Annotated in this window: 30 protein-coding genes and 2 pseudogenes; 15 read left to right on the top strand and 17 right to left on the bottom strand. The window is 62.8% G+C overall.

Annotated elements, in window-relative coordinates; all coding sequences use genetic code 11:
* Positions 1 to 442 precede the first annotated feature (442 nt).
* The 4 genes from PQB87_RS33375 to PQB87_RS33360 all read left to right on the top strand — a co-directional run bounded on the left by PQB87_RS33375 (position 443) and on the right by PQB87_RS33360 (position 2,633).
* The gene (locus PQB87_RS33375) at positions 443 to 628 is read left to right on the top strand and encodes a hypothetical protein (RefSeq protein WP_059684821.1); all 186 of its coding nucleotides are present in this window, start codon (positions 443 to 445) and stop codon (positions 626 to 628) included.
* Positions 629 to 895 (top strand): DUF1488 family protein, encoded by a 267-nt coding sequence (locus tag PQB87_RS33370; protein ID WP_059684822.1) that lies wholly within the window; start codon positions 629 to 631, stop codon positions 893 to 895. It abuts the gene before it with no gap.
* A gap of 566 nt (positions 896 to 1,461) precedes the next feature.
* Entirely contained in the window at positions 1,462 to 2,193 is a 732-nt protein-coding gene (locus tag PQB87_RS33365; protein ID WP_006480091.1) for a Crp/Fnr family transcriptional regulator, read from the top strand.
* Positions 2,194 to 2,423: 230 nt separating this feature from the next.
* A complete protein-coding gene (locus PQB87_RS33360; protein WP_226118140.1) occupies positions 2,424 to 2,633 on the top strand; it encodes a hypothetical protein in 210 nt (69 codons plus the stop codon).
* Positions 2,634 to 2,829: 196 nt separating this feature from the next.
* Here the strand turns inward: PQB87_RS33360 and PQB87_RS33355 are convergent, their stop codons facing one another.
* The 7 genes from PQB87_RS33355 to PQB87_RS33325 all read right to left on the bottom strand — a co-directional run bounded on the left by PQB87_RS33355 (position 2,830) and on the right by PQB87_RS33325 (position 5,745).
* Entirely contained in the window at positions 2,830 to 3,072 is a 243-nt protein-coding gene (locus PQB87_RS33355) for a type II toxin-antitoxin system HicB family antitoxin (protein ID WP_489243372.1), read from the bottom strand.
* Between the two features lie 320 nt (positions 3,073 to 3,392).
* Entirely contained in the window at positions 3,393 to 3,572 is a 180-nt protein-coding gene (locus PQB87_RS33350; protein WP_111938614.1) for a hypothetical protein, read from the bottom strand.
* A 458-nt stretch (positions 3,573 to 4,030) separates the two neighbouring features.
* Complete coding sequence (locus PQB87_RS33345) at positions 4,031 to 4,315, bottom strand: hypothetical protein (protein ID WP_081064683.1); 285 nt, start codon at positions 4,313 to 4,315, stop codon at positions 4,031 to 4,033.
* 77 nt (positions 4,316 to 4,392) lie between these two features.
* A complete protein-coding gene (locus PQB87_RS33340) occupies positions 4,393 to 4,680 on the bottom strand; it encodes a hypothetical protein (RefSeq protein ID WP_059685028.1) in 288 nt (95 codons plus the stop codon).
* A gap of 48 nt (positions 4,681 to 4,728) precedes the next feature.
* Complete coding sequence (locus PQB87_RS33335) at positions 4,729 to 5,001, bottom strand: hypothetical protein (RefSeq protein WP_059684828.1); 273 nt, start codon at positions 4,999 to 5,001, stop codon at positions 4,729 to 4,731.
* A gap of 63 nt (positions 5,002 to 5,064) precedes the next feature.
* Complete coding sequence (locus PQB87_RS33330) at positions 5,065 to 5,262, bottom strand: hypothetical protein (RefSeq protein ID WP_041489505.1); 198 nt, start codon at positions 5,260 to 5,262, stop codon at positions 5,065 to 5,067.
* A 300-nt stretch (positions 5,263 to 5,562) separates the two neighbouring features.
* Entirely contained in the window at positions 5,563 to 5,745 is a 183-nt protein-coding gene (locus PQB87_RS33325) for a hypothetical protein (protein ID WP_502291560.1), read from the bottom strand.
* Between the two features lie 57 nt (positions 5,746 to 5,802).
* Between PQB87_RS33325 and PQB87_RS33320 the strand changes: the two genes are divergently transcribed.
* Complete coding sequence (locus tag PQB87_RS33320; RefSeq protein ID WP_059684830.1) at positions 5,803 to 6,120, top strand: hypothetical protein; 318 nt, start codon at positions 5,803 to 5,805, stop codon at positions 6,118 to 6,120.
* Positions 6,121 to 6,267: 147 nt separating this feature from the next.
* Positions 6,268 to 6,528: a hypothetical protein gene (locus tag PQB87_RS33315; protein ID WP_059684833.1), complete on the top strand. Its 261-nt coding sequence runs from the start codon at positions 6,268 to 6,270 to the stop codon at positions 6,526 to 6,528.
* A 271-nt stretch (positions 6,529 to 6,799) separates the two neighbouring features.
* Here the strand turns inward: PQB87_RS33315 and PQB87_RS33310 are convergent, their stop codons facing one another.
* Together PQB87_RS33310 and PQB87_RS33305 are read right to left on the bottom strand one after the other, a co-directional pair.
* A complete protein-coding gene (locus PQB87_RS33310) occupies positions 6,800 to 7,039 on the bottom strand; it encodes a hypothetical protein (RefSeq protein ID WP_059685032.1) in 240 nt (79 codons plus the stop codon).
* Between the two features lie 68 nt (positions 7,040 to 7,107).
* Positions 7,108 to 7,347, bottom strand: a complete 240-nt coding sequence (locus PQB87_RS33305) for a hypothetical protein (RefSeq protein ID WP_226118136.1) — start codon at positions 7,345 to 7,347, stop codon at positions 7,108 to 7,110.
* Between the two features lie 725 nt (positions 7,348 to 8,072).
* Between PQB87_RS33305 and PQB87_RS33300 the strand changes: the two genes are divergently transcribed.
* The 3 genes from PQB87_RS33300 to PQB87_RS33290 all read left to right on the top strand — a co-directional run bounded on the left by PQB87_RS33300 (position 8,073) and on the right by PQB87_RS33290 (position 9,397).
* A complete protein-coding gene (locus PQB87_RS33300; RefSeq protein WP_011548695.1) occupies positions 8,073 to 8,276 on the top strand; it encodes a cold-shock protein in 204 nt (67 codons plus the stop codon).
* Between the two features lie 496 nt (positions 8,277 to 8,772).
* Positions 8,773 to 9,039 (top strand): translation initiation factor IF-1, encoded by a 267-nt coding sequence (gene infA / locus PQB87_RS33295; RefSeq protein ID WP_027790083.1) that lies wholly within the window; start codon positions 8,773 to 8,775, stop codon positions 9,037 to 9,039.
* Positions 9,040 to 9,112: 73 nt separating this feature from the next.
* A complete protein-coding gene (locus tag PQB87_RS33290) occupies positions 9,113 to 9,397 on the top strand; it encodes a hypothetical protein (protein WP_059685033.1) in 285 nt (94 codons plus the stop codon).
* A 258-nt stretch (positions 9,398 to 9,655) separates the two neighbouring features.
* Here PQB87_RS33290 and PQB87_RS33285 read toward each other — a convergent pair whose 3' ends face one another.
* Together PQB87_RS33285 and PQB87_RS33280 are read right to left on the bottom strand one after the other, a co-directional pair.
* Positions 9,656 to 9,904, bottom strand: coding sequence for a hypothetical protein (locus tag PQB87_RS33285; protein ID WP_226143940.1), 249 nt, complete (start codon positions 9,902 to 9,904; stop codon positions 9,656 to 9,658).
* Positions 9,905 to 10,032: 128 nt separating this feature from the next.
* Complete coding sequence (locus tag PQB87_RS33280) at positions 10,033 to 10,188, bottom strand: hypothetical protein (RefSeq protein WP_165843486.1); 156 nt, start codon at positions 10,186 to 10,188, stop codon at positions 10,033 to 10,035.
* 258 nt (positions 10,189 to 10,446) lie between these two features.
* Here PQB87_RS33280 and PQB87_RS33275 point away from each other — a divergent pair.
* Positions 10,447 to 10,635: pseudogene (locus PQB87_RS33275) on the top strand (integrase core domain-containing protein); the annotation flags it as partial.
* A 305-nt stretch (positions 10,636 to 10,940) separates the two neighbouring features.
* Positions 10,941 to 11,840, top strand: coding sequence for an MBL fold metallo-hydrolase (locus PQB87_RS33270; RefSeq protein ID WP_489243371.1), 900 nt, complete (start codon positions 10,941 to 10,943; stop codon positions 11,838 to 11,840).
* A gap of 156 nt (positions 11,841 to 11,996) precedes the next feature.
* Here PQB87_RS33270 and PQB87_RS33265 read toward each other — a convergent pair whose 3' ends face one another.
* The 5 genes and pseudogenes from PQB87_RS33265 to PQB87_RS33245 form a co-directional block, all read right to left on the bottom strand.
* Complete coding sequence (locus PQB87_RS33265; RefSeq protein WP_489243370.1) at positions 11,997 to 12,296, bottom strand: hypothetical protein; 300 nt, start codon at positions 12,294 to 12,296, stop codon at positions 11,997 to 11,999.
* Between the two features lie 123 nt (positions 12,297 to 12,419).
* The gene (locus PQB87_RS33260) at positions 12,420 to 13,598 is read right to left on the bottom strand and encodes a chromate transporter (protein WP_489243369.1); all 1,179 of its coding nucleotides are present in this window, start codon (positions 13,596 to 13,598) and stop codon (positions 12,420 to 12,422) included.
* Positions 13,599 to 13,621: 23 nt separating this feature from the next.
* The gene (locus PQB87_RS33255; protein ID WP_489243368.1) at positions 13,622 to 14,572 is read right to left on the bottom strand and encodes a chromate resistance protein ChrB domain-containing protein; all 951 of its coding nucleotides are present in this window, start codon (positions 14,570 to 14,572) and stop codon (positions 13,622 to 13,624) included.
* A 236-nt stretch (positions 14,573 to 14,808) separates the two neighbouring features.
* Positions 14,809 to 15,037, bottom strand: a pseudogene (locus tag PQB87_RS33250) (hypothetical protein); the annotation flags it as partial.
* A gap of 115 nt (positions 15,038 to 15,152) precedes the next feature.
* Positions 15,153 to 15,758 (bottom strand): TetR/AcrR family transcriptional regulator, encoded by a 606-nt coding sequence (locus PQB87_RS33245; protein WP_059684844.1) that lies wholly within the window; start codon positions 15,756 to 15,758, stop codon positions 15,153 to 15,155.
* A gap of 110 nt (positions 15,759 to 15,868) precedes the next feature.
* Between PQB87_RS33245 and PQB87_RS33240 the strand changes: the two genes are divergently transcribed.
* The 4 genes from PQB87_RS33240 (at position 15,869) to PQB87_RS33225 (ending at position 20,381) form a co-directional block, all read left to right on the top strand.
* Positions 15,869 to 16,924, top strand: coding sequence for a sugar phosphate isomerase/epimerase family protein (locus PQB87_RS33240; RefSeq protein WP_489244326.1), 1,056 nt, complete (start codon positions 15,869 to 15,871; stop codon positions 16,922 to 16,924).
* Between the two features lie 32 nt (positions 16,925 to 16,956).
* Positions 16,957 to 17,841 carry an alpha/beta fold hydrolase gene (locus PQB87_RS33235; protein ID WP_059620201.1) on the top strand — a complete coding sequence of 295 codons (885 nt, stop codon included), beginning with the start codon at positions 16,957 to 16,959 and terminating at the stop codon, positions 17,839 to 17,841.
* A gap of 2 nt (positions 17,842 to 17,843) precedes the next feature.
* Entirely contained in the window at positions 17,844 to 18,782 is a 939-nt protein-coding gene (locus PQB87_RS33230) for an alpha/beta hydrolase (protein ID WP_489243367.1), read from the top strand.
* A 234-nt stretch (positions 18,783 to 19,016) separates the two neighbouring features.
* Positions 19,017 to 20,381 (top strand): MFS transporter, encoded by a 1,365-nt coding sequence (locus PQB87_RS33225; protein WP_489243366.1) that lies wholly within the window; start codon positions 19,017 to 19,019, stop codon positions 20,379 to 20,381.
* A 26-nt stretch (positions 20,382 to 20,407) separates the two neighbouring features.
* Here the strand turns inward: PQB87_RS33225 and PQB87_RS33220 are convergent, their stop codons facing one another.
* The gene (locus tag PQB87_RS33220; protein WP_489243365.1) at positions 20,408 to 21,142 is read right to left on the bottom strand and encodes a polysaccharide deacetylase family protein; all 735 of its coding nucleotides are present in this window, start codon (positions 21,140 to 21,142) and stop codon (positions 20,408 to 20,410) included.
* Between the last annotated feature and the right edge of the window lie 16 nt (positions 21,143 to 21,158).

Raw genomic sequence — 21,158 nt, 5'->3', positions numbered from 1 at the left:
TCGTGGGATGGGACTGAGAAAAAGCGCTGGCTGGCGGCCGTTACGCCCAGGTTGATGACGGTAGTGTTGCTTGGGGGCATCGTGCCGATCATGGCCATGACGCGAGATAGCGCTTGCATGGCCGTGGTATAGGGCGCATTCTCGTGAGGTTCGATGTGCGTGACCGATGGTTTTGCTCCGACTCCTCACCTTACGTTTCCCCCTGTCCGCATAACTAAGCAGAAGGCTCACCACGACGATCCTGCGCGCGAACGTCGAAGCTGCGAACTTCGCGCGTCAACCGAGCCTCCCTCCGAGGTTTGATCCGGCAGTTCCGTGCGCGAGAGATGCCGTCGGCGGCAAGCCCGCGGGTCGTCGTCCGGTCCTCGTATGGGGCGGCCGACGACGAAATTCAGTCACCGCGACGGTCCTGAAATTTGAAATTCTCTTTTTGGGAACCGGCATGCCTAAGCAAACCGAACTGAAGCCAGCCACGCCCGCCAGCCACAGCGATTACGTCGACGTGAAAAAGGCGCGTGCCTTGGCACTGAAGCGCGCGGACAGCGAGCGTGCCGAGAAGCGGCGCGAAAATGACGCCCGCATCGATGTCAACGCGAGCAAGTGGCGTTATATCTGTCAGGAGAGCTAGATGGCGAATAGCACCGTGACGCTCAACTTTCCGAATCCCAGTCGCTCCTACGACGCTTCCAGGCACTGTGTATGTTTCTGGGGCTACGACAATTCTCGCGAGATTACCTTTCTGGTCGACGACGCGATGCTGGCGAAACTGAACTCCGACATGGATTCTGGCGAGCCCGCCTTGCTTGCGGCCTTCGACCGCAATCGCGACCGGATTCTGGGGCTCGCCCGAGACCTTTACAAGGGTGGGCCCCAGAACCGGTACACGATCTCGTGAGGTCGGCCCCCGTTTGCGCGCGCACCCCACGTGCATCTTCTTTCTGACCTGCACTCGCCGCGTGTGCGGGTATCCCGGGGCTGAGGGGGCATGGATCGGTCAAGGCATGCGCTGCTTGATTATCACGAACGCAGCAAGCACCGTCTCGACTTCTGCGCTCCTGGCCCTGGGGGCTCGACCGGACAACCCAGCCGGATCCGTTTCGGGTATTTCACGGCGCACCGCGCGTTGCTCTGCCGGTAGCCGCGGACACCCTGGCCACGCGCTACAACGCGTTACGCTGCGGCACCTTGCCGCCCGCGCAGGGTTCGATCTGTCCCATTTGGCAATCCTGTCCGAACGCTCACTCTGCCTGTCGGCGTGGAAGTCCTATGGCGCCCAGCGGTGGGCACTGCGCTGCAACCCTTCGAGCGGAAATCTGCATCCGGCCGAGGGCTATCTTCTATATCCGGCTCTGCCCGGCTTCTCGCGCAAGGTCTGCTTCGCGCGTTCGAGTCTCAAGCCGATGACGCTTCGTGTCGTTGGGACGTCTTGGGTAGAGGCGGCAGCCACTGGAGGAGTGACATATGTCGGGTCAGCCATCCATGATCGAGAATCATCTGCTGGCAGCATTACCGGTAGAAGATCTGGCGCATATTTCGCCGCAGCTCGTGCTGGTCGACATGCCGTTGGGAAAGGTGCTGTACGAGTCGGGCGGTGCGCTCAGTCACGTCTATTTTCCGACGACGTCCATCGTGTCGCTGTTGTACGTGATGGAAGACGGTTCGTCAGCCGAAATTGCCATCGTCGGCAACGACGGGTTGATCGGCATCGCGCTATTCATGGGGGGCGAAACAACCCCGAGCCGCGCGATCGTCCAAAGCGCGGGACACGCTTACCGACTCGATGCGCGCATCCTGAAAGACGAGTTCCGTCGAGGCGGTTCGATGCAGCGGCTGTTGCTACGCTACACCCAGGCGCTCATCACACAGATGGCGCAAACAGCCGTATGCAATCGACATCACTCGATCGATCAGCAGCTCTGTCGGTGGCTCCTGCTCAGCCTCGATCGCCTGCCATCGAGCGAACTGAAAATGACGCAGGAACTGATCGCCAACATGCTCGGTGTCCGCCGGTCGGGCGTGACGGAAGCTGCGCTGAAACTTCAGGATGCCGGGTTGATCCGGTACAACTATGGGCACATCGAGGTATTGGATCGCTCCGGGCTCGAGAAGCGCGTGTGCGAATGCTACGGCGTGGTCAGGCGAGAATTCGACCGCCTGCTCCCTGATTTGAAGCGCCTTGAGAAACGGCGCTGATGCCAGACCTGCATCCAAGCCATCCCGCCCGTACGGCAGCGTACCGACTTCAGACGCTCGCACGCGCAGGCTGACACATGACGCACGGACACCAGATCGGCCGCAGACTTCATCGAGATTTAAACGCCGTGATCGAAGCGGACCGTCGCGATCCGTATCGCTTGCGTGGTTTTATCCCGACTCGGGCGGCGCGAGCCAATCAATGACGAAACCGGGGTTGTGGAGGGAGCATGTTGATGAACGATTGCCCGAAATGGGAAAAAAATGTGAAGGACGAGCAACAAGAACAGGCGGAGGCACGCGCGACCGACGATGGAATGCCCGTGGCTCACCCGGAGCGGCAGAGAAGCCATGCCCATTCGTGGAAAGCCGTTACATCCAGGCAACGTATTTCCGATGCAAGGAAACGTCTGGGCATGGGTTTTCTGCCGAACCTGTAGCGTATGTGCAGCAAAACTCCTCGCTCTCAAACAGAACGTGGAGCCGCCCCAGCAAGGCGGAACTCGAAGCCGGCCAAGCGCCGGCTTTTTACTTCGGCGCGTCGCTCGTGACGACAAGCGGCGCATGCATCACCTTCCCGCATCGGTGAAGCGACGCAACCCGGGCAGATGAATTCGCCGCGTCGCGTTCGGCGCGCTACGCCAGGACAAGTTCGTGGCAGGAGGAGCGCAACGCCGGGTCGCCAATTCCTTCCATACACTCGGCTACCAACGCTTCGCGGCTCATATGGCGCGATTTCGCCACTGCATCGATCTTTTCGACGAGTTGCGTGGGGAGGCATGGCAAGACCAGCACCGAACACGATGTCGGCCGGGCGATATCAGTGAACCTCCAGGTTCCCTCGCCGTCGTCGATGCACGACGCCTGCAATGCCGCCATGTCCGTTGTCGGGGACGGAATGCGGCGCGCACATGAGCCGCAATGCCAGCCGGCGAATACGCGTGCACGTGGAGAGGCATGAGGCTTTGCTCGAGCTATGGGCGTGGTCACGCGCATCGCGCGAACAATTGCCGGCCCGGTCGCAAAATTGGTGCCGCTAGGCGGAGCAAAGCGATGTCACCGCGATCGCCGATTTTTCGATACGCCTGCGGCCGTGTACCTGATCCCGGAACGTCCGCGACGCGTCATGCGGGATCGGCGCTTAACAACGCGAGGAGCGAGCGCCAACCTCTGGCGGTATCGGGAGCAACGCTGCACCACTACTTCACCTGACGGTCGGATTCGGAATAGCGCCACTTGCTCGCATTGGAATCGATGCCGGCGTAGTCGCGGGTACGCTTTTCGGCCCGTTCGATATCGGCTCGGGCCAGATCGTCGCGGTCCTTTTGTCGGGTCACCTGGTCGCGTCGATCGGGTAATGTGCTTGCATGATATTTCATGGCTCCTCCGAAGAGAGGTGTGCTCGCGTAGCGAGGGGCCGCATCGAGTCGGATCGCTCGAACAGGATCGCGGTCGGATGCACGGGTGTTGACTACAGGATGGGCGAACGGGAAGGGGAAGTCGGTACGTTGCCGTGCAGTAGCGGCTAGATCAGCCGATGGTTAACCCATCGGGCTGCAGAACGGCGCGGGATGGTGGCGCAGATCACGCGGATCCAGGAAGTGATCGATACTTCTCGACAGGTGTGCACGAGGGGCGTGACTACAGCGGCTGATCTACCGCTCGGCACGAGGCTGCCATGACCATGCCCACCGGGACGATCGATCGAAGACGTGCGTACCTCCAGTCACGCCGCCTTCGACGATTCTTCGGACCGAATGCCTTCGCAAACAGGCCTCGTTTCGAATAGGCTGCCTGCCGAGCTCGCCGTCCGCAAGGAATGCGGATGTTGGTGCAGTCAGAGAGCAGCCAGTAACCGGAGTTGATGTTCGCTTTCGGCGCCGCGAACCAGTGCGTAGGCCCGCATCTCCACGCGCTCGAGAGGCGAAATGGATTCCGAGCCGGAAAAGTCGCTCCATGCGTCGTCCGCGATCGAGGTCGGCGCGCCGCGGGCTCTCGCGAACGCTCGCAGGAGAGGGCTTGCCGCGCGGCGCAGCACGTGGCGGTCAGCGTTCAGAACATACGGCGGGCAGTCAGTCCGTAAGACGAGGTAGTACGGAATCGCATTACGATCACTTTGCATGGTGACGATACCGGTGAGGAGGAATGCGTGCGTTCAGTTTCTCGCGTCGTCGTGGCCGACCGCTGCGTTTGACCGAACTACATGTCGATGACCGAAGCTCCACTCACCTTGCCGTCGACGATGTCCTTTCCCTGCTGCCGGGCGGCACGCCTTGCCATACCGAAGTCGGAGTATGTATGCGGTTGGGCCAGCCTGAAAATACGGCTCGCGGTGGAGGTTGCTATCGCGCCCGGGCGGCATATCCGTACCGCAATGTCGTACCCTTCGGCGTAACGGGAATGTCCGTCAAAGCGACTGAATGTACGGGCGAAGACGAGGGGATGAAGTTCGTACCCCTTGTAGAGAAGAAGCAGGTGTGTCGACATGTTGGCCACTCCGCAGGGGGCGACTCGCCATACGCTCGAACGCGCTTTTCATTTCCGCCGCCGCAGCCGGCTTAGCAGGTCAAGCGCAACCGTGTCAGCGTCGTTGTTGATCATTTCCGCTCGCAACAGCAGACCGCCAACACGGACGGCTGCATCCCAACTATCTTCCGTCATTGCCTGATGGTTGCGTGCAAGCTGCTCGGCCAGTGCCAGGAGCGCCGCCATCCTTGCCGATTCGCCGGAAGTCCGGCGCTCCTCCCTCCCGGCAATGAGCCGGAACAGGCCCAGGACCGACTCGGCGGTAACGGAGGGGATAGTCATTCGAACTTTATACGCCCTTTCGGTCCGCCCCGCCCATATATTCACGCTGGCCCCCGAGCCTGCCTAGTAGCGCCTCGCATACCCCTCGCGATACAGCGAGGCGCCGATCGACGTCAGAACTGCGATCTCATCCTCACTCAATCGACTCCATGCCTCCGCCAACCAGCCGGCGAATCCGGCACAAGCATGGTCCAGATCGGCGGCCGCCTTTCCCTCTGCGTTCCTCCGCTCGAAAATCATCATCACGTCATGTGGCGTCATGGTCGGCTCCTCGTGAGCTTCCAGCATAGGTGATCGGTGGCGTCTGCCCTTACTCCTTCGCACGCTCGATATTCGCTCTCTGGCGTGCCCGCAGCCGCAAGCCGAAGCCGGCCAGTAGGGGGGGCGACGTGGTATCCTGTTCCGTTGACGTCAACATGCTACGCACATATGGATCGGTTAAGACGCGACGTGCGCCATGTCATTGCCTGCATCGCCGCTGCATCCCGTGAACCGCGTCGGTCAGTTTCAGCCATGGGCCGTTGCTGGTCGGCTTCGCTCCAATATCGTCCGGGTGCATGCTCATATCAATTCGCATTCCTGCATGATCGGTCGGTCATGGACGGACGGAATGTCGTTTGACTGAGGTGGATTCAACCGGTCGAACGTCATCGTGACGTAGGCAGTCAACGACAGCCGATGGCCGGCTGTTGCCTGCCGCAGCGATGCACGGCATTTGATTCGACGAATGAGCGCTTCGGTCACGACTCTCATGGTCGCAATGGGACTACACTGAAGACGCCATAGCAGGAGGAGACAGCGATGACAGACTCCGACCCCCAAAGCACCTTCCGGGGACTGCCGCTAACCGCAGAGCAGGACGCGGAAGTGAAACACTACATAAAGGTCCGAACCCGGCGTGGCCTGCCATGGGACACGCCGGAGCTGAGCGCGATGCTCAAGGACATGCTGCTTCCCCCGGGTGACGGCAACAGCGATGTCGACGCCGCGGAGGACGAAACCAAAGCGGCCGCCGAGCGCGCAACGGCGTCGGTTGACGAAGCGATGGACCCTATCGAGGCGAGCGAGGAGTGGAATGCGGCCATGGAGTCGGAAAGCATGAAAGGACCCAGACGATAAGACTGCAGGCCGTGACGCTTGCTTTCCGGTAGCGCCGTATGTGGGGGACCGTGAGGTATTGCGCATGAGTCCGGTGTGCGTGATTTCAACGCTCGAACGCGTGCCGTCGGCCTCGCGGCATCTCCGCTGAACACGAGGGGGCCGGATATGCGGCTGATCGAACCGGATGAACACAGAGACTTTCTGGCGACCTTGGCGCGACGTGGCTTGGCAGAGGGCGATTTCGATCTTCAGGAAACGGATACGACCGACCCGAAGGGTGATGAGAACCTCGGTCTGCAGGGCTATGTCACCATCACCAGGCTCTCGACGCAGATTACGAAGGAATACGTGATCGGCGACGAAAGCGACTGGCTACAGCATTTCAGGAAAGATCTCGAAGCGGGTGCCTTCGATCGACTGGAATGATATCCCGACGCGACGCGCCGCACTTGGGAGGAGGTTCGGCTCACGAGAGTCGCGGACTCCGAGGATGCGAAACGCATGCGGCCCGATCTGGCGGTGACGCGTCCGTTGAAGGGCGTGCTTGCTGCCTTGGTCTGTGGCCCACCAAGCATGGCCATCCTCTCGACCGACCTTCGACACCACGTCAGCCTGCTTTGACAGCAGCATGTATTGCCGTCGGCCTCGATCCCGACGACGCCCCGATTGCTCGGGCGGCTGGCGTGCCACCCGAATTTCAATTCATCAACGCGGGGAGATCGTCGACCAAATGCGCGGCGAGCCATTCGCGCGCCCAGTTTTTCGCAAAGGCAATCGCATCCTCGCGCACGTCGAAGCCAGCCAGGTCTCCGCTCAGTTGAACGTCGCACGTGCTGCCGTCTGCACGATCGATGCTGATCCGCGCGTGTGCCATGTATTCCCCGTCGGCCCTGCGCGGTGTCGGGTCGATATGGAATCGGGTTGAGTCGAGTTGCATTTTCCTTCCTCCTTCAGTTGCCGCGGGGCCCGTGGCCACCGCGAAGCGTATCGTCGCGACCAGAACAGTCAAAGCTTGAGGCGTGCCATGATCTGGCCTGCTTCCTGGTCCGATTCGCAGCTCGCCATTCCGCCTTTGCGCAACAGCGCGCGGATCGAGAAAAACATCAGGAAGGCATCCTCATCGATTTCATGGCGACGATCGAGAATGACGCCGTCCATCTCGGCACGAGCGTCATACGGCAGGAACTGCTCGATGACACCAGAACCATCGCGTCGAATCCACTTCAACAGGTCTTTCCTGTTCATATCCAGCCTCCCGACGTTGCCGGCGCGCCGTGCGCCAGGCGTGTTTGAGTCTGTGGCGGCGCCGCGGACGCAGAAACAGGATGGACCGAGGAAGGGATCAGGACGCGTTATCCAGCACGCTCGTGTCCTGCAGGCAGGCATCGATCAGGCGCTTCGCATACGCAGCCGATACGCGGCGCGCTCGTCCGCATTGCGCGGTTTCGATGAGAGGCCCAATCACGTTCGGAGGGGGGGCGCCTTGAGTGGCGCGGGAATCGGTAGTGAGTCAGTCAACGGACCTATCCTACGCCCATTGGCGAACTTGTACAGCGAAAGTTCTGCGCGAACCGCCGCATGGCATGCCGCCCCGATTGTGCGCGGGACGGACCGGTTCAGCCGCGTGTGAACAATCGCCGATACGTGGGGAGAGGGCGCCATGACGGTATCGTCGAAATTTCAATTAGACATTCGAAGCAAATCAAAACCACGGCGCCAAGGGTTTACAACCGGGGCGAGCCTCGCCGGCCGCGGCGTGTTCCTGCGCTGCCACCCGAAATGCGCCGACCGAAACAGCTTGACACGGTGTTTGGCCCCGCGTAGGGTGGGTGTCCGAAGCCTTCAAGAAGCGCGATTGCTGCTCATCACTGACCGCGGAACGCGGTATTCGTTGTCCTCTCCCTCCTTGATCCTTTTTCGTGCCCCCGCTATCGGGGCGCATACATTTGTCCAATATCAGGAGAATTTCCATGGATACCGGTACCGTCAAGTGGTTCAACGACAACAAGGGTTTTGGCTTCATCACGCCTGACAGCGGCGGCGATGATCTGTTCGCGCACTTCTCGGAGATTCGCGGCGATGGCTTCAAGACGCTGGCCGAAGGTCAAAAGGTCAGCTACGAGACGAAGAACGGGCCCAAGGGGCTGCAGGCTTCGAACATCGTTCCTCAGTAATCCACATCATTAATCGGTCCCGCGTGCAGGTGCCCACAGTCCTGCTGAGGCTACCGTTTCGCCTCAAGACGTACACCCCAAGGAAGAAAGTGGGGGATGCGGCGCATCCGGTGGCGAACGATCGGGCGGCTCATTCATCGTGAGCTCGCGATCGACGCATACCGAGGGAACTTTGACCAAGAGTCAATCGCGCAACAAAAGATCACTCGCGAGACCACGGCGCGCCAGGGATTGGCCGGTGCTCGGCGCGGCGCTGAACTGGGTGCCACCGAAGGCACCCTCTGCGCCCACCAAATCGAGCGGCAAGACGCGCTCCACCGAGACACGATAACGAGCACGTTAACACCCGGACGAGGCGCGGCCCGCATGTCGCGTCGGTACGCGCCCCCCACGCATGGGCGTTTTCGATATTTGCACGCAAACCGCTCCCTGTCGGGGACCGGATATCCGCACGCCGCTGCGATTGCGGCACGTCACATTGATTGGAGAAATTGATTTGGCAAAGGAAGAATTGCTGGAATTGGACGGCGTCGTGGATGAGGTGCTCCCGGACAGCAGGTTTCGCGTCACCCTGGAAAACGGCGCGGTCGTTGCGGCGTACGCATCGGGCCGCATGCGCAAACACCGCATCCGTATTCTCGCTGGCGACCGGGTCAAGCTGGAATTGTCGGTCTATGACCTCACCAAAGGGCGTATCAATTTCCGGCACAAAGACGAACGGGCTTCGCCCGGTGTGCCCCGAAACCGATTTGTTCGACGCTAACCACGTAGCGCCGATAGAAGATTGATTGCGCTCGTCTACGCAATTCGTCGCCGTCAATCACCAGGAGTTCATCATGAGCATGCGTACCTATCGCGGATTCGAAATATATCCGCTGATTTATCCTCACTTTCACACAGGCTCTGGCCGTGCTCACAACTACGAAGCCGGTTTCGACGCGGCGGTCAAGGTTTGCCTGCGCGGCACTGACACCACGCTGACCCGGAGCCAGACCTTCAAGCTTGTCGACGGTTCGCCGTTTGCCAGTGCCGGTGACGCACGCCGGGCTTCGCAACGTTACGCAGAAGACATCATCGATCAGAACCGAGGCGAACATGGGATGTTCGGCGCAGTTCTTTGACACGGCTCGCTGTTGAACAGCAATGCATCGGAGCGCGCATCAATCGGAGACACGCGTCCCGATCTGAAATTGCGCGAGCCGACGCCATGCTGCCGGTCGGCGGGAAACTCGCGTCGTAACACCGATATTCCTTGCTGTCCCGTGTTTTCAAGGCAGATCAACGGACGGGCGGCCGCATGGTGCGACTGGCGCGCTACGCGCTGATGGACGTCGCGTTGCCGATCGACGTTGCGTAGGAACCAGGCCGCCGACGCAGATTCAATCGATGCCTTGCGCCTTTTCGTGCCCCTGGATTTGCTCTTCGAGCAATCTGCGTGCGAGCGTTCTTGCGGCGTCACGTGCGTCCACGTCCGATGCGAAATCCCCTTCGGCATCGTGTTGCTCGGAGGTGCCGGGATCCTCTCCGATGCGGTGCAAGTGGACGATTCCGCGATAGCGCCCAGACGTGGTCTGCATCACGCGAAGGCGTGCCACGTGCGTGTGGGTCGTACACACTTCATCGTCCATGATGCCTTCCCTGCCAAGACCCCTGGCGAGACAACGACATGGCAGACTTCACCGGCCTGCCTGCATCCATGTGTTTGGCTCCCGGTCAACTTCGGCGAGGCGGGTTTATCGCCGCCGGCGCCGAGAGGTCAATGTTTGCGATGCGTCCACCCCAAGTGATGGGAGTCCAGCCATTGAATGACTTCCATCCTTGAATGTTCGCTCTGGTAACGGCGCGCCAACGCGACTGCAATCACCGCGATCGCCGCAAGCCCAACCACCCAACCAATCATCGACTGAGTCATGACAGCCTCCTTGTGGATGTGGAAAACACCCATGACTGAATTTTAGGCGTCTTGAGGGAAGGATTCACAAGTCTTGCGCCTCGCCGCGCGGACGAACCGCCTCTACCTGGCCAGTCGCGCCCCATATCCAATGATCTGGGGCGCAAGCGATTAAGCAGGTCATACACTGGAAAATGGTCGCGTCCGAAAGCGAACCTCTGCTGCTCTGCCGTTTCGGCACCAGGATGTCGGCAATCGCGCGCTCATGCGTCTTGCGACAGGCTGAGAGACGAATTGCTAAACCGCGAATAGTTCCGCGGTCGCGCCGAGGCCAAGGCGCTCATCGAACGCTGGTGGCAGTTCTATAACGAGCGCCGGCCCCACAGCGCTCGTCGCTACCAACTTCCGGCCACGGTCCGTCGAACCTGGCTGGATTCCGATAATATCGACGCGAGAATCACTGCCTGATTGGTCACAAAATTCCGCCTCAGGTCAGCATTCGCGGGCTACTTCCAATGAAGGCAACGCGAATGTTTGCCATCTCCAGTCCGCTTGCCGCGTAATCGATCGCTCTTGCTTCCGGATTACCGGGAGTTGTGTTCCGGGCGCGACACAAAGATACTGTCTGGCGCGATATCCATCGCGGCGGCCGTGCCGAGTGTGTGGCGAATGCGCTTCACATCAAAGATCCTGCCTTTGGGAACCGCATACGCGGTACGGGCCGGAGCGTCCGACCCATTCAAAGCAACAGCTTCTTAAAAGAGCGCCTTCAAATGATCGGTTTCAACGGGCCTGAAATCAATGTGGTGACGTGCACGTCCGGTGCACGCACCTTTCTCACCAACGCCTTTCTGGTCGAATTGCCGAACGGTGTCGTGGCTATCGACGCCATGATGACCGTATCGGATGCGCGCGAGGTGCGTCACCGGCTGGATGCACTGCGCAAACCCTTGCTCGCGGTGCTGATCACGCACGGGCATCCCGATCACTACAACGGCATCGGCGAGCTGATCCGCGATCTTGGTGATGTGCCGGTCATCACGACGCGGGGCGTGGACGAGGCGATGCGCCGTGTCGACGATGCCAAGGCAGTCCAGTGGCAGTCGGTGTTCGGCGACGATTGGCCGGCACGGCGCACCTTCCCGAATCGCCTCGTGCGTGACGGCGACGTGCTGCATTTCGATGGCGTGCCGTTCGAGGCAAGAGAGTTCGGCCCTGGCGAATCGCACTGGGATCTGGTCTGGGCCGTGGGAACCCACCAGCGTGTCGCCTTCGTCGGCGACATGGTGTTCAACGGCGTCCATTCCTTCATGAACGACGGCCATACGGCGGACTGGCTGCGCAGCCTCGATGCGCTCGAACGTCGGTCCGGCGACATCGCACTGTTCCATACGGGCCACGGTCAGGCGGGCAAGCCGCTCGACATGATTGCCGCGCAGCGTGCTTATATCGGGTGCTATCGCGCGGCGGTGGCCCGTCTCGCCAACGGCAATCGCAGCCTGGACGATGCCGGAAAGGCCGAACTGGAGGCGACCATGAAGCGCTTCCTGCCCACGGCCGATCTCGACGTGTTCATCAAGGCCGGGGCGAACGCCGTTGCGGCGGAACTGGCGTTGCAGGGATCGGACAAGGCCATTTCCGCTGACCTGCACGCTCACTTCGACGCAAGGTGAGCAGGTCAGCGATGAAATGCAACGCCTGTCGACCGTGAGCGGATGGCACTGCGCAGTCGCGTGCACGCGTGGTTCATTGAAGGCCGAAGCCGGCCGGCAGCCGCAGCATCGTGGGCATGATGCGCGAACAAGGTACGGTGATTGGCCGCGTCAAGGTCAGTCGTCGTCCTCTTCGTCGTCGCCGGCGGGGCGGCTGCTGATGAGCCGGCCGTCCTCAGTCAGGCTCAGGCGTTGCTCCTGGTCACCCTGCACGATGGTGACGACATAGCGTGCCTTGCCGTTCTTCACACGCCGTTGAATCACGCCGACATTGCCGCCTTGCCGTTGACGCTCGATCATCGCTCTCACCGACTCCGGCGCGTGCTCGAGCGCCACGATCTCGTCGGCCCCCTGATCGGGCGCTGCCTTGTCGCAACCGGGCAGCGCGACGGACAGCGCGATCGCCAGCGCAATCACGCAACACGTTCGCATCGCTTGCTCCTTGCACGGTCGCTCGCGTCGCCTTCTCGAACGTGAGAACGACGATCGCATGGCAACGTCCTGGCCTGGTACGTCATGTTCGTTTCCCGGTGACGCGAGTCAGTGATGGAGAAGCGGGAAAACCACGAGTCCGATGGCGGCGGCCGCCGTCACGATCACCGGTTCCTGGAGCTTCTTGAAGCGCCACAGCAGCAGCACGGTCGTGACGGCGAGCAGTGCGGTCGGGACGTCGACGATCGATCGCTTCGCGATGACGAGGACGGAGCCCGTGATCGCGCCGACTGCCGCAGCCGTAATGCCGTCGACGAATGCCTTGACGCCTGGACGGTGCCCATACTTCTTCACGTAGGGCGCGGGAATGACCGTGAACAGGTAACACGGCAGGAATGTCCCGAGCGCGGCGACGCATGCGCCAGGCAGGCCCGCCACGAGGTACCCGATAAAGCCGACAGTGATCACGACCGGGCCGGGCGTGATCATCGCGACCGCGACGGCATCCACGAACTGCTTGTCGTTCAGCCAGTGATGTTCGGTGACGACGCCGCCATAGAGGAACGGCACGATCGCGAGTCCGGAGCCGAACACGAACGCGCCGGCCTTCATGAAGAACGCACCGATCTGGACGAGCTGCGGCAGGTCGATGCCACTCAGCAGCCCGCTGGCTGCCGGCAAGTTGGCGGCGGCAACCGCATTCAGCCCGCCCCGCTGCAGCCACCTGGGCGGCGCGCGCCACAGCCAGCCGATCAGGCCTGCGGCAACGAAAAGCCATGCGATTTCCGATTCCGTGACGAAGGTCACGGCAGCCAGCGTCAGGAAGATCGCCCAGAGGAGCTTGTCGTTGCCGACGGTCTTGGTCGTGAGCTTGTAAGCGCTCATCGCGATGATGCCGACCACCGCGGCGCCGACGCCGTAGAAGACGGCCTGCATCCACGACAGCCCGCCAAAATGCGCGTACGCGAACCCGAGCGCGAGCACCATCAGGAACGACGGCAGCACGAACGCGATACCGACGAGTGTCGCCCCGAGAAGGCGGTAGTGGACGAACCCGAGATAGATCGCGAGCTGGGCCGCCATCGGCCCCGGTGCGAGCTGGGCCAGCGTGAGCCCTTCCTTGTAGTCGGCCTCGGTTATCCAGCCGCGTCGCTCGACCAGATCGCGACGCATATAGCCAGCGAGCGCGACCGGTCCGCCGAAACCGAACGTGCCGAGACGCAGCATGTAGGCGACCAGCTCGCCAAGCGAGTAGGTCGGTTCGGTCGTGGCGATGGTCGTCGTCATGATTTGGCTGCGGTTTCGCTCTTTTAGTCCGACGTGAAGTGCGTATACAGGGAGTCGAGTACGGCGCCCATCTGCTCGAGCAACTGATCGTCGTTCTCCGTCCGTTGGCGCGTGCCGGCCATCACGGCCTCGAAGCCCACTGCTTCTGGCGCGGCGGGACCGCCCACATCGAGCGCGTGCACGATCTCGCCGAGACGCATCAGTGCCGGGTCCTTGTCGAGTCCGAAGCTGGCCAGCAGGACTTCGAATGTCACGCGCTCGCCCACGTGCGTAAAAGTCGCGCCGTCGAAATCGAAGCCCAGCGCGTCAGCCGGGCAATCCGCCGGCGACGCGAGCCAGACGAAGCGCGCTTGCGCGTCGATGAACCGGCGGATCAGCCACGCACTGGCGACGCGATCGACCCACATCCGCTGCCGCGTCGCCCAGGCGCGGCCCTGGTACTCGCCGATCGCGAGCGGACGAATGACGCGGTCCGCGGCATGCGGCTCGCCCGGCGACAGCACCGTGTCGACCAGCGCACCGAAATCCTGCAGGGCGACTTCGGCGCGGGTGGCCGAATCACCCGGGAAATAGTCGATCGCCCGGATGGCGTCGAGATCCTTGCGCAGGCGACGCAACAGGCGAGCGAGCTCGGCGGCTGATTGCCCGTCAAGCGTCTTGCGCACGTCGGCGAGCGCGCGCGTGAAGGTTGCGTAATCGTCGGCCCGGTCGAACAGCGCCCGGAATTCCTGTTCCTGGGACCGGTCGAGACTCGGTGCGCGCAACAGGTGAGCTGCGCCGCCGCTCTCGGCAATCGCGCCCGCGAGTTCACGCAGCGTCTCTTCGTGCGCTTCGGTGTGGGGCAGCAGGTAAACACCGTCGCGCAGCACCGCACAGCCTTTCGCCTTGAGCGCGCGCCAGAACCGCATGCGGGCCGTCGCGTTTTCCGTCGGAAGGGTCAGAACAAGCAGCGACCATGTAGAAATGGATTTCATGTAGCGAATTCTACGTCTCGGTTATTTTTTCTACAAAATTTATTCGAGTGATCGCGTGTAGTCCCGCGCGCCCTCCCGGCAGGTAGCCAGGGTGTGACAGGTATCCGCTCGCACGAGGCGCGCCAAGAAAGCGCCGCGCCTCGCTCGGGTGAGGGTGGGATGGGGGATCGCGTAATGCGGAACGAGGTAGACGACGCCCAGGTGCTGCGGGCCGGATTTCGGTCCGGCGGAACGATCTACGGCGTCACGACAAGTGCCGTATGCATCCCCGCTTCATAGTGGCCCGGCTTGTTGCAGCTCAGCGCGTCGTGGCCAGGCGTGAGCTTGAATGACATGCGCTTGCGCTTGCCGGGCGCGATATCTTCCACTTCCCCGATTGTTTTCGGGGTGTGCTCCATCCCCCTGTCCTTTGCCGGCAGGGAGTGCATCGTCGGGGAGATCTGTCCTGAAGACGACGAGCTCGTGGTTCGTTGCGGCCATGCACCGGATTGTCGACAGGCGTCGCGTCGTCCGTCGAGTTGCTTGTCCGGTCGATCCGCCCGAGCTTGAAACGGCCGTCCTGTCGGTCGACCGGGCCGGGTTACGCGCCGTCACGCACAGCCGTCACGAGCGGCATCATCGCCGGCCCGATGGATGCGAGCAGGCGCTCTTTCGATACCCCGTCGCGGGATTGAACGGAAATGCCGTGCAACTGCGTCGCATAGAAATCGGCCAGCGCCTTGATGTCGGTGCCCCGCGCGAGCTGCCCCTGCTCGGCCGCGAGCTGCAAGCGTTCGGCGATCGATTGCGTGCGTGCGCGCCGATGGGCGGCCAGCCATTCCATGACACCTTCGTTTTCGGCCGAGTAGTTGGTCGCGGCGGACACCACCATGCAACCGTGCGGCTGGCCGCGCCTGGTATAAGCGGCGACGGCATCGCGCAGCATCCGTTCGATGGCCGCGCGGACATCGGTTTCCTCGCCGAGCGCACGATCGGCGAAGCCGCCTTCGCCTTGCTCGTAGAGTGCCACGGCCTCGTGGAACAGGGCTTCCTTGCTGCCGAACGCGGCATAGATGCGCGCTGACGCGATGCCCATCGCTTCGACCAGGTCGGACATCGAGGTGCCTTCGTAGCCGCGCCGCCAGAACGCAAGCATCGCGCGTTTCAGCGCCATGTCGCGATCAAATTCTCTCGGTCGTCCCGCCATATCCCTTTCGCCCGTCGTCACATCGTGCACGGATTTTATCGCGCACCGTGTTGACACGCGTCGCTCCTGCATTCTATTCTTTGTCGATCAACAAACAATTGGAATCGATCATGCGTACTCTCAAGGGCCCCAGTCTTCATCTCGCGCAGTTCGCCGACGATGCGGCGCCGTTCGACAGCCTGCCGAATATCGCGCAATGGGCGGCCGGCGTCGGCTTCAAGGCGCTGCAGATTCCCGCGTGGGACGGTCGGCTGTTCGACGTCGAGACCGCCGCGGACAGCCAGGCCTATTGCGATGACATGAAGGGCATGCTGGCCGAACATGGGCTGGAGATCAGCGAACTGACCACGCATATCTTCGGGCAGCTGGTTGCCGTGCATCCGGCTTACGACGCCATGTGCGACAACTTCGCGCCCGAGGCCGTGCGCGGCAACCCGGCCGCGCGCACCGCATGGGCGCTGGATCGGCTCGAGCTGGCGGCACGGGCTTCACGCCGCCTGGGGCTGACCGACATGGGCACCTTTTCGGGCTCGTTCGCGTGGCCTTACCTGTTTCCGTTCCCGCAGCGGCCCGCCGGCCTGATCGAGACGGCGTTCGACGAGCTGGCGCGTCGCTGGCGGCCGATTCTCGACGCCAGCGACGAAAACGGCGTCAACCTCTGCTATGAGATTCATCCCAGCGAAGACCTGCACGACGGCGTCAGTTTCGAGCGCTTCCATGCGCTGGTCGGCCAGCACGCGCGCTGCAAGATGCTGTTCGACCCCAGCCATTTCGTGCTGCAGCAACTGGACTACCTGGCGTACATCGATATCTACCGCGACCACATCCGCATGTTCCATGTGAAGGACGCGGAGTTCCTGCCTTCGGGGCGCCAGGGCATCTACGGCGGCTACAGTTCGTGGCTGGAGCGCGCCGGCCGTTTCCGTTCGCTTGGCGACGGCCAGGTCGACTTCAAGGCGATTTTTTCGAAATTTGCTCAGTACGACTACACAGGATGGGCCGCCCTCGAATGGGAGTGCTGCCTGAAGAATCAGGAGGACGGCGCGCGCGAAGGCGTCGCGTTCATCAATGACCACATCATCCGGGTGACGGAGCGCATCTTCGACGACTTCGCCGGTGCCGCGGTCGATCAACGGCAAATCCACGACATGCTCGGCATCGCTTGAGCCGTTTCCCCCCACTGCCAGGAATCATCGATATGTCCGCTCAACTTCAGTCGTCGTCTGCCGACGCTCAAAGCTTTGCTCACCAATACGTACGCGTCGACGGCCAGCGTATCCATTGCGTCACGGCCGGCGCCGGTACCCCGGTCCTGCTGATTCCGGGATGGCCGCAAACCTGGTACGCGTGGCGTCACGTGATGCAGGCGCTCGCCGCGCGCGGCTTCATGGCCGTCGCGGTCGATCCGCCAGGTACCGGCTATTCCGATCGGCCGCATGCGGGTTACGACACGGGGCACACGGCGGCGACGTTGCATCGCGTGATGGCGCAGCTCGGCTTCGATGTTTACCAGGTGGCCGGCCACGACGTCGGCATGTGGGTGGCCTATGCGCTGGCGAGCGACCGGCCCGACGCCGTGAAGTCGCTGGCGCTCACGGAGGCGGTGATCCCCGGGCTGGCGCCCGCGCCGTCGATCTTCGCCCCGCCGGAAGAAAACATCTTCCTGTGGCATTTCATGTTCAACCAGCTGGCCGACCTGCCCGAGACGCTGATTGCGGGCCGCGAACGGGCGTATCTGGAGTTCATGTTCAACCGCTGGTCGTTCCGGCGCGATTGTGTGGCCGTCGATGTGTATATCGATGCCTATGCGGCACCGGGCGGCTTGCGTGGCGGCTTCTCCTATTACCGTGCGATTCCGGAGACGATCCGGCAGAACCAGGCGCGGGCGCAGCGCAAGCTGACGATGCCGGTGCTCGCCATTGGTGCCGAACATGCCACCGGCGATGCGCCGCTGGTTACGATGCGCGACAACGCGACCGATCTGCAGGGCGCGGTGGTCCCGGCTTGCGGCCACTTCATCATGGAAGAGGCCCCCGACGCATTCATCGGCCATCTGCTGCCTTTCCTGGAGCGGAGCCGCTGACCATGCCGATCGACACCGACATCGCATCACTGCTGGAGCGACTGGCCATGACCGAGGCGCCTGCGTCGCTGGACGCGTTGCGACGGGCGACCGATACGACACTGCGGGGCTGGCATGGACCGCTGGAAGCGGTCGACCATACGGAAACCTTCGCGGTGCCCACGCGCGACGGGCAGCAGATTCGCGTGCGGGCTTATTGGCCATCGGTCGCTTCGGAAAGCGCGGCACGCCGGCCGGCGCTCGTTTATGCGCACGGCGGCGGGTGGTGCCTCGGCACGCTCGAGCTATACGACAATCCATGCCGCGCGCTGGCCAACGCGACGCAATGCGTCGTGCTGTCAGTCGATTACCGGCTTGCGCCGGAGCACCGGTTTCCGGTGCCGCTGGAGGATTTCTGCGATGCGCTGGACTGGGTGGTGCGCGAGGCGGCCGGCCTGGGGCTGGACCCGGCGCGCATCGCCGTCGGCGGCGACAGTGCGGGAGGAAACCTTGCGGCGGCTGCGTGTCTGGTCGCACGTGAGCGGGGCGGTCCGTCGATCGCGCATCAGCTGTTGCTGTATCCGCCGCTGGATGCGTCGATGAGCACGACGTCCTATCGGACTTTCGGGCAGGGCTACTACCTGACGCAAGATGTCATGCGGTATTGCTTCGACATGTACCTGACCGATCCGGCCGACGGCGGGTCACCCTGCGTGTCGCCGCTGCAGGCGGCTTCGCTCGAGGGCTTGCCACCGGCAACGTTGCTGGCCTGCGAGTACGATCCGGTGCGCGACGACGCGCACGCGTATGCGGAGCGATTGCGGGAGGCCGGCGTGGCGGCCGATTTCGTCGTGCTGCCGGGGATGATCCATGCGTGCATCCATATGGCCGGCGTGACGTCGGCAGCCCGCCAGGTGTTCGACGTGGCCGGCGCGCAGATGCGCAGGGCTTTCCAGCGGTGAGCGTATGGCCGAAGGGGGCGGCGCGAGCTGCGTGGAGGGTTGTAGGGTTCGGCGGCCGCGCGATATCGGGAACGGCCGAGCGATTTCCGTGGTTTCGACGGATTGCCTGTTTGATCGGTCACACGGCTCCCGTATTGACGGCCGACAGCAGGTTGGCTAGATTCTTCGCATGAACGCACTTTTCGTCACGACTACGACCACCGCCACGACCGCCAATGGCGGGCCGGGAGGAGGTTGCGCGTCGTAGGTCGGTGTGTCGAACTCACCCCAAGCCCCGCCGGAAACGGACGGGGCTTTTTTCATGCTCCGTTTGGCCGGCATCGAACGTCAGCGGAGAACATGATGGATGATTGCGATCGCCGAGTGTCCGGCGACAGAGTCGGCTCGTTTCGCCAGAAGGACAACAACCCAGCCGCATGGCTCAACGGATTCGTGGAAGGCGTGCCGGCGTCGACGCGGATCCTGCTGGTCTTCCAGTTCCTGGTGAATCTGTCGGTGTTCGGGTCGTTGCCGCTGCTTGCCGCGTTCCTGGACATGGAGCGCCATCTGGACGCGAGCAGTGTCGCCAGCGTGCTGACGGTGAATCTGCTGGCGAGCCGGCTGTTGCCGCTGCTGCTGGGTGCGTCGGCGGATCGCTTCAGCAGCCGCGTGCTGACCACGCTCGGTCTGCTTTGCCGTGCGGCCGGGTTTGCAGGATTCGCATTTGCGCGATCGCTTCCGGGCCTGTTGATATGGGCGTGTCTGTCCGGGCTTGGAGCCGCGCTTTACGAAACGACCGCGTATTCGATCTTCGGTTCGCTCGATGGCGCCGTGCGTCCCAAGGTGTTCGCGCTGAACAACCTGGCGCTGAATCTCGGTGCGTTGATCGGTCCGGCGCTGCTGATTGTCGTGCCGAACACGAACGGGGCGCTGCCGTTTCTGGTGAGCGGTGCGGTCTTCACGGCGCTCGCGCTGGTTGCACCGTGGATCGCGGGGCGAAGCAGGCACGACGTAGTCGACGCGCATCCGCTGCGTGGCGTGCTGGTCGCGTTTGGCGACCGGCGGTTTCGCCGGCTATGTTGGTCGCTCGTCCCGTTCTGGACCGTGTATACGCAGATTTACGTATTCATCCCGTTGACCTTTTCGCATGGCGCACACGGCTACAACGGCGTGAGGCCGTTCTACATCACGAATGCGCTGATGGGAATCGCCACCGCCTGGCTCGGCATGGGCTGGTTTCAGCGTACGGGCTGGCGATCGATGATGGTGATCGGGCATGCGTCGTTGTGCGGCTGTTTTGCGCTTGCGGCATGGCTGGTCGCCCGCGATCGGGGCGCAGATGCGTCGCTCGTGATCCTGATCGTGTTCGCGATCGTATTCACGTTTGGCGAAAGCCTGATTCTTCCCGCGTCGAACATCGCGCTCGCCGGCCTGACGACGGATGGCAACGCCGGCCGTTATTTCGGTGCGTCGGCGATTTCGTGGGCGATCGGCGGGGTGCTGGGCAACTTCATCGGCAGCGCAGCCGCACGCTGGACGGTGCTCGCGCCGGCATGGGTCATGTTCATGGTGATCGCACTGACCGGCCTGCTCGCTTTCCGCAGCCGGTGGCCACAATAGCCATCAATGCAGTCGACCAGCGCGAGCTACCCGCGCCTCCGAACCCGCGCCTTCACACACTTGAACCAAAGCCGCATCGCACCAACCCCGCCCGCCACAGGAACGCGCGGCAACAGGAACGCATCGTCGGACGCCCCGGCGCAACCGCGCCGGGTCGTCGTCGCGTTGCGGTAGCCGGCGGCGGCGACCTGGTCGCGCACGCGCGGGTCGAGATCGCCGTACGGGTAGCAGAACGATTCGACAGGCTGGCCGCTCAACGCTTCGAGCCGCCGCTTCGATTCGATGATCTGAACCGCCGACACGTGGGCCGGCACGTGCGACAGCGCGACGTGATCGAGCGTATGCGAGCCGATTTCGTGGCCGCGATCGCGCCATGCGAGCATGTCCGCGCACGTCATGAGTGGCGAGCGCGCCGTATCGGCACCCGCATCCCAGTCGTTCTCGCCGCCGAACCGGCCGGCGACGAAGTAGCAGGTCGCGGTGAAGCCGAGCGTGTCCAGCACGGGCATCGCATGCGTGAGCACGTTGAGAAAGCCGTCGTCGAACGAAATGCCGAAGACCTTCCCGCTGCGCTCGCCGCGCAGGTACGGCTGCAGTTCGCGCACGCTCAGGCCGCGGTAGCCGAGCCGCCTGAACAGCGTCATCTGGCGGCGGAACGCGTCGGGGGCGACGCTCAGGCTGCGCAGCCGGTCGGACGGCGGCGGCAGCGTGCGGATCTGGTGATACATCAGGATCGGGTAGCGCGTGGCGGACAACAGCATGAGCGGGTCGCGGGAA

This window comes from Burkholderia sp. KL41, assembly GCF_057005415.2.
This window is presented reverse-complemented; position numbering and strand designations above follow the sequence as displayed.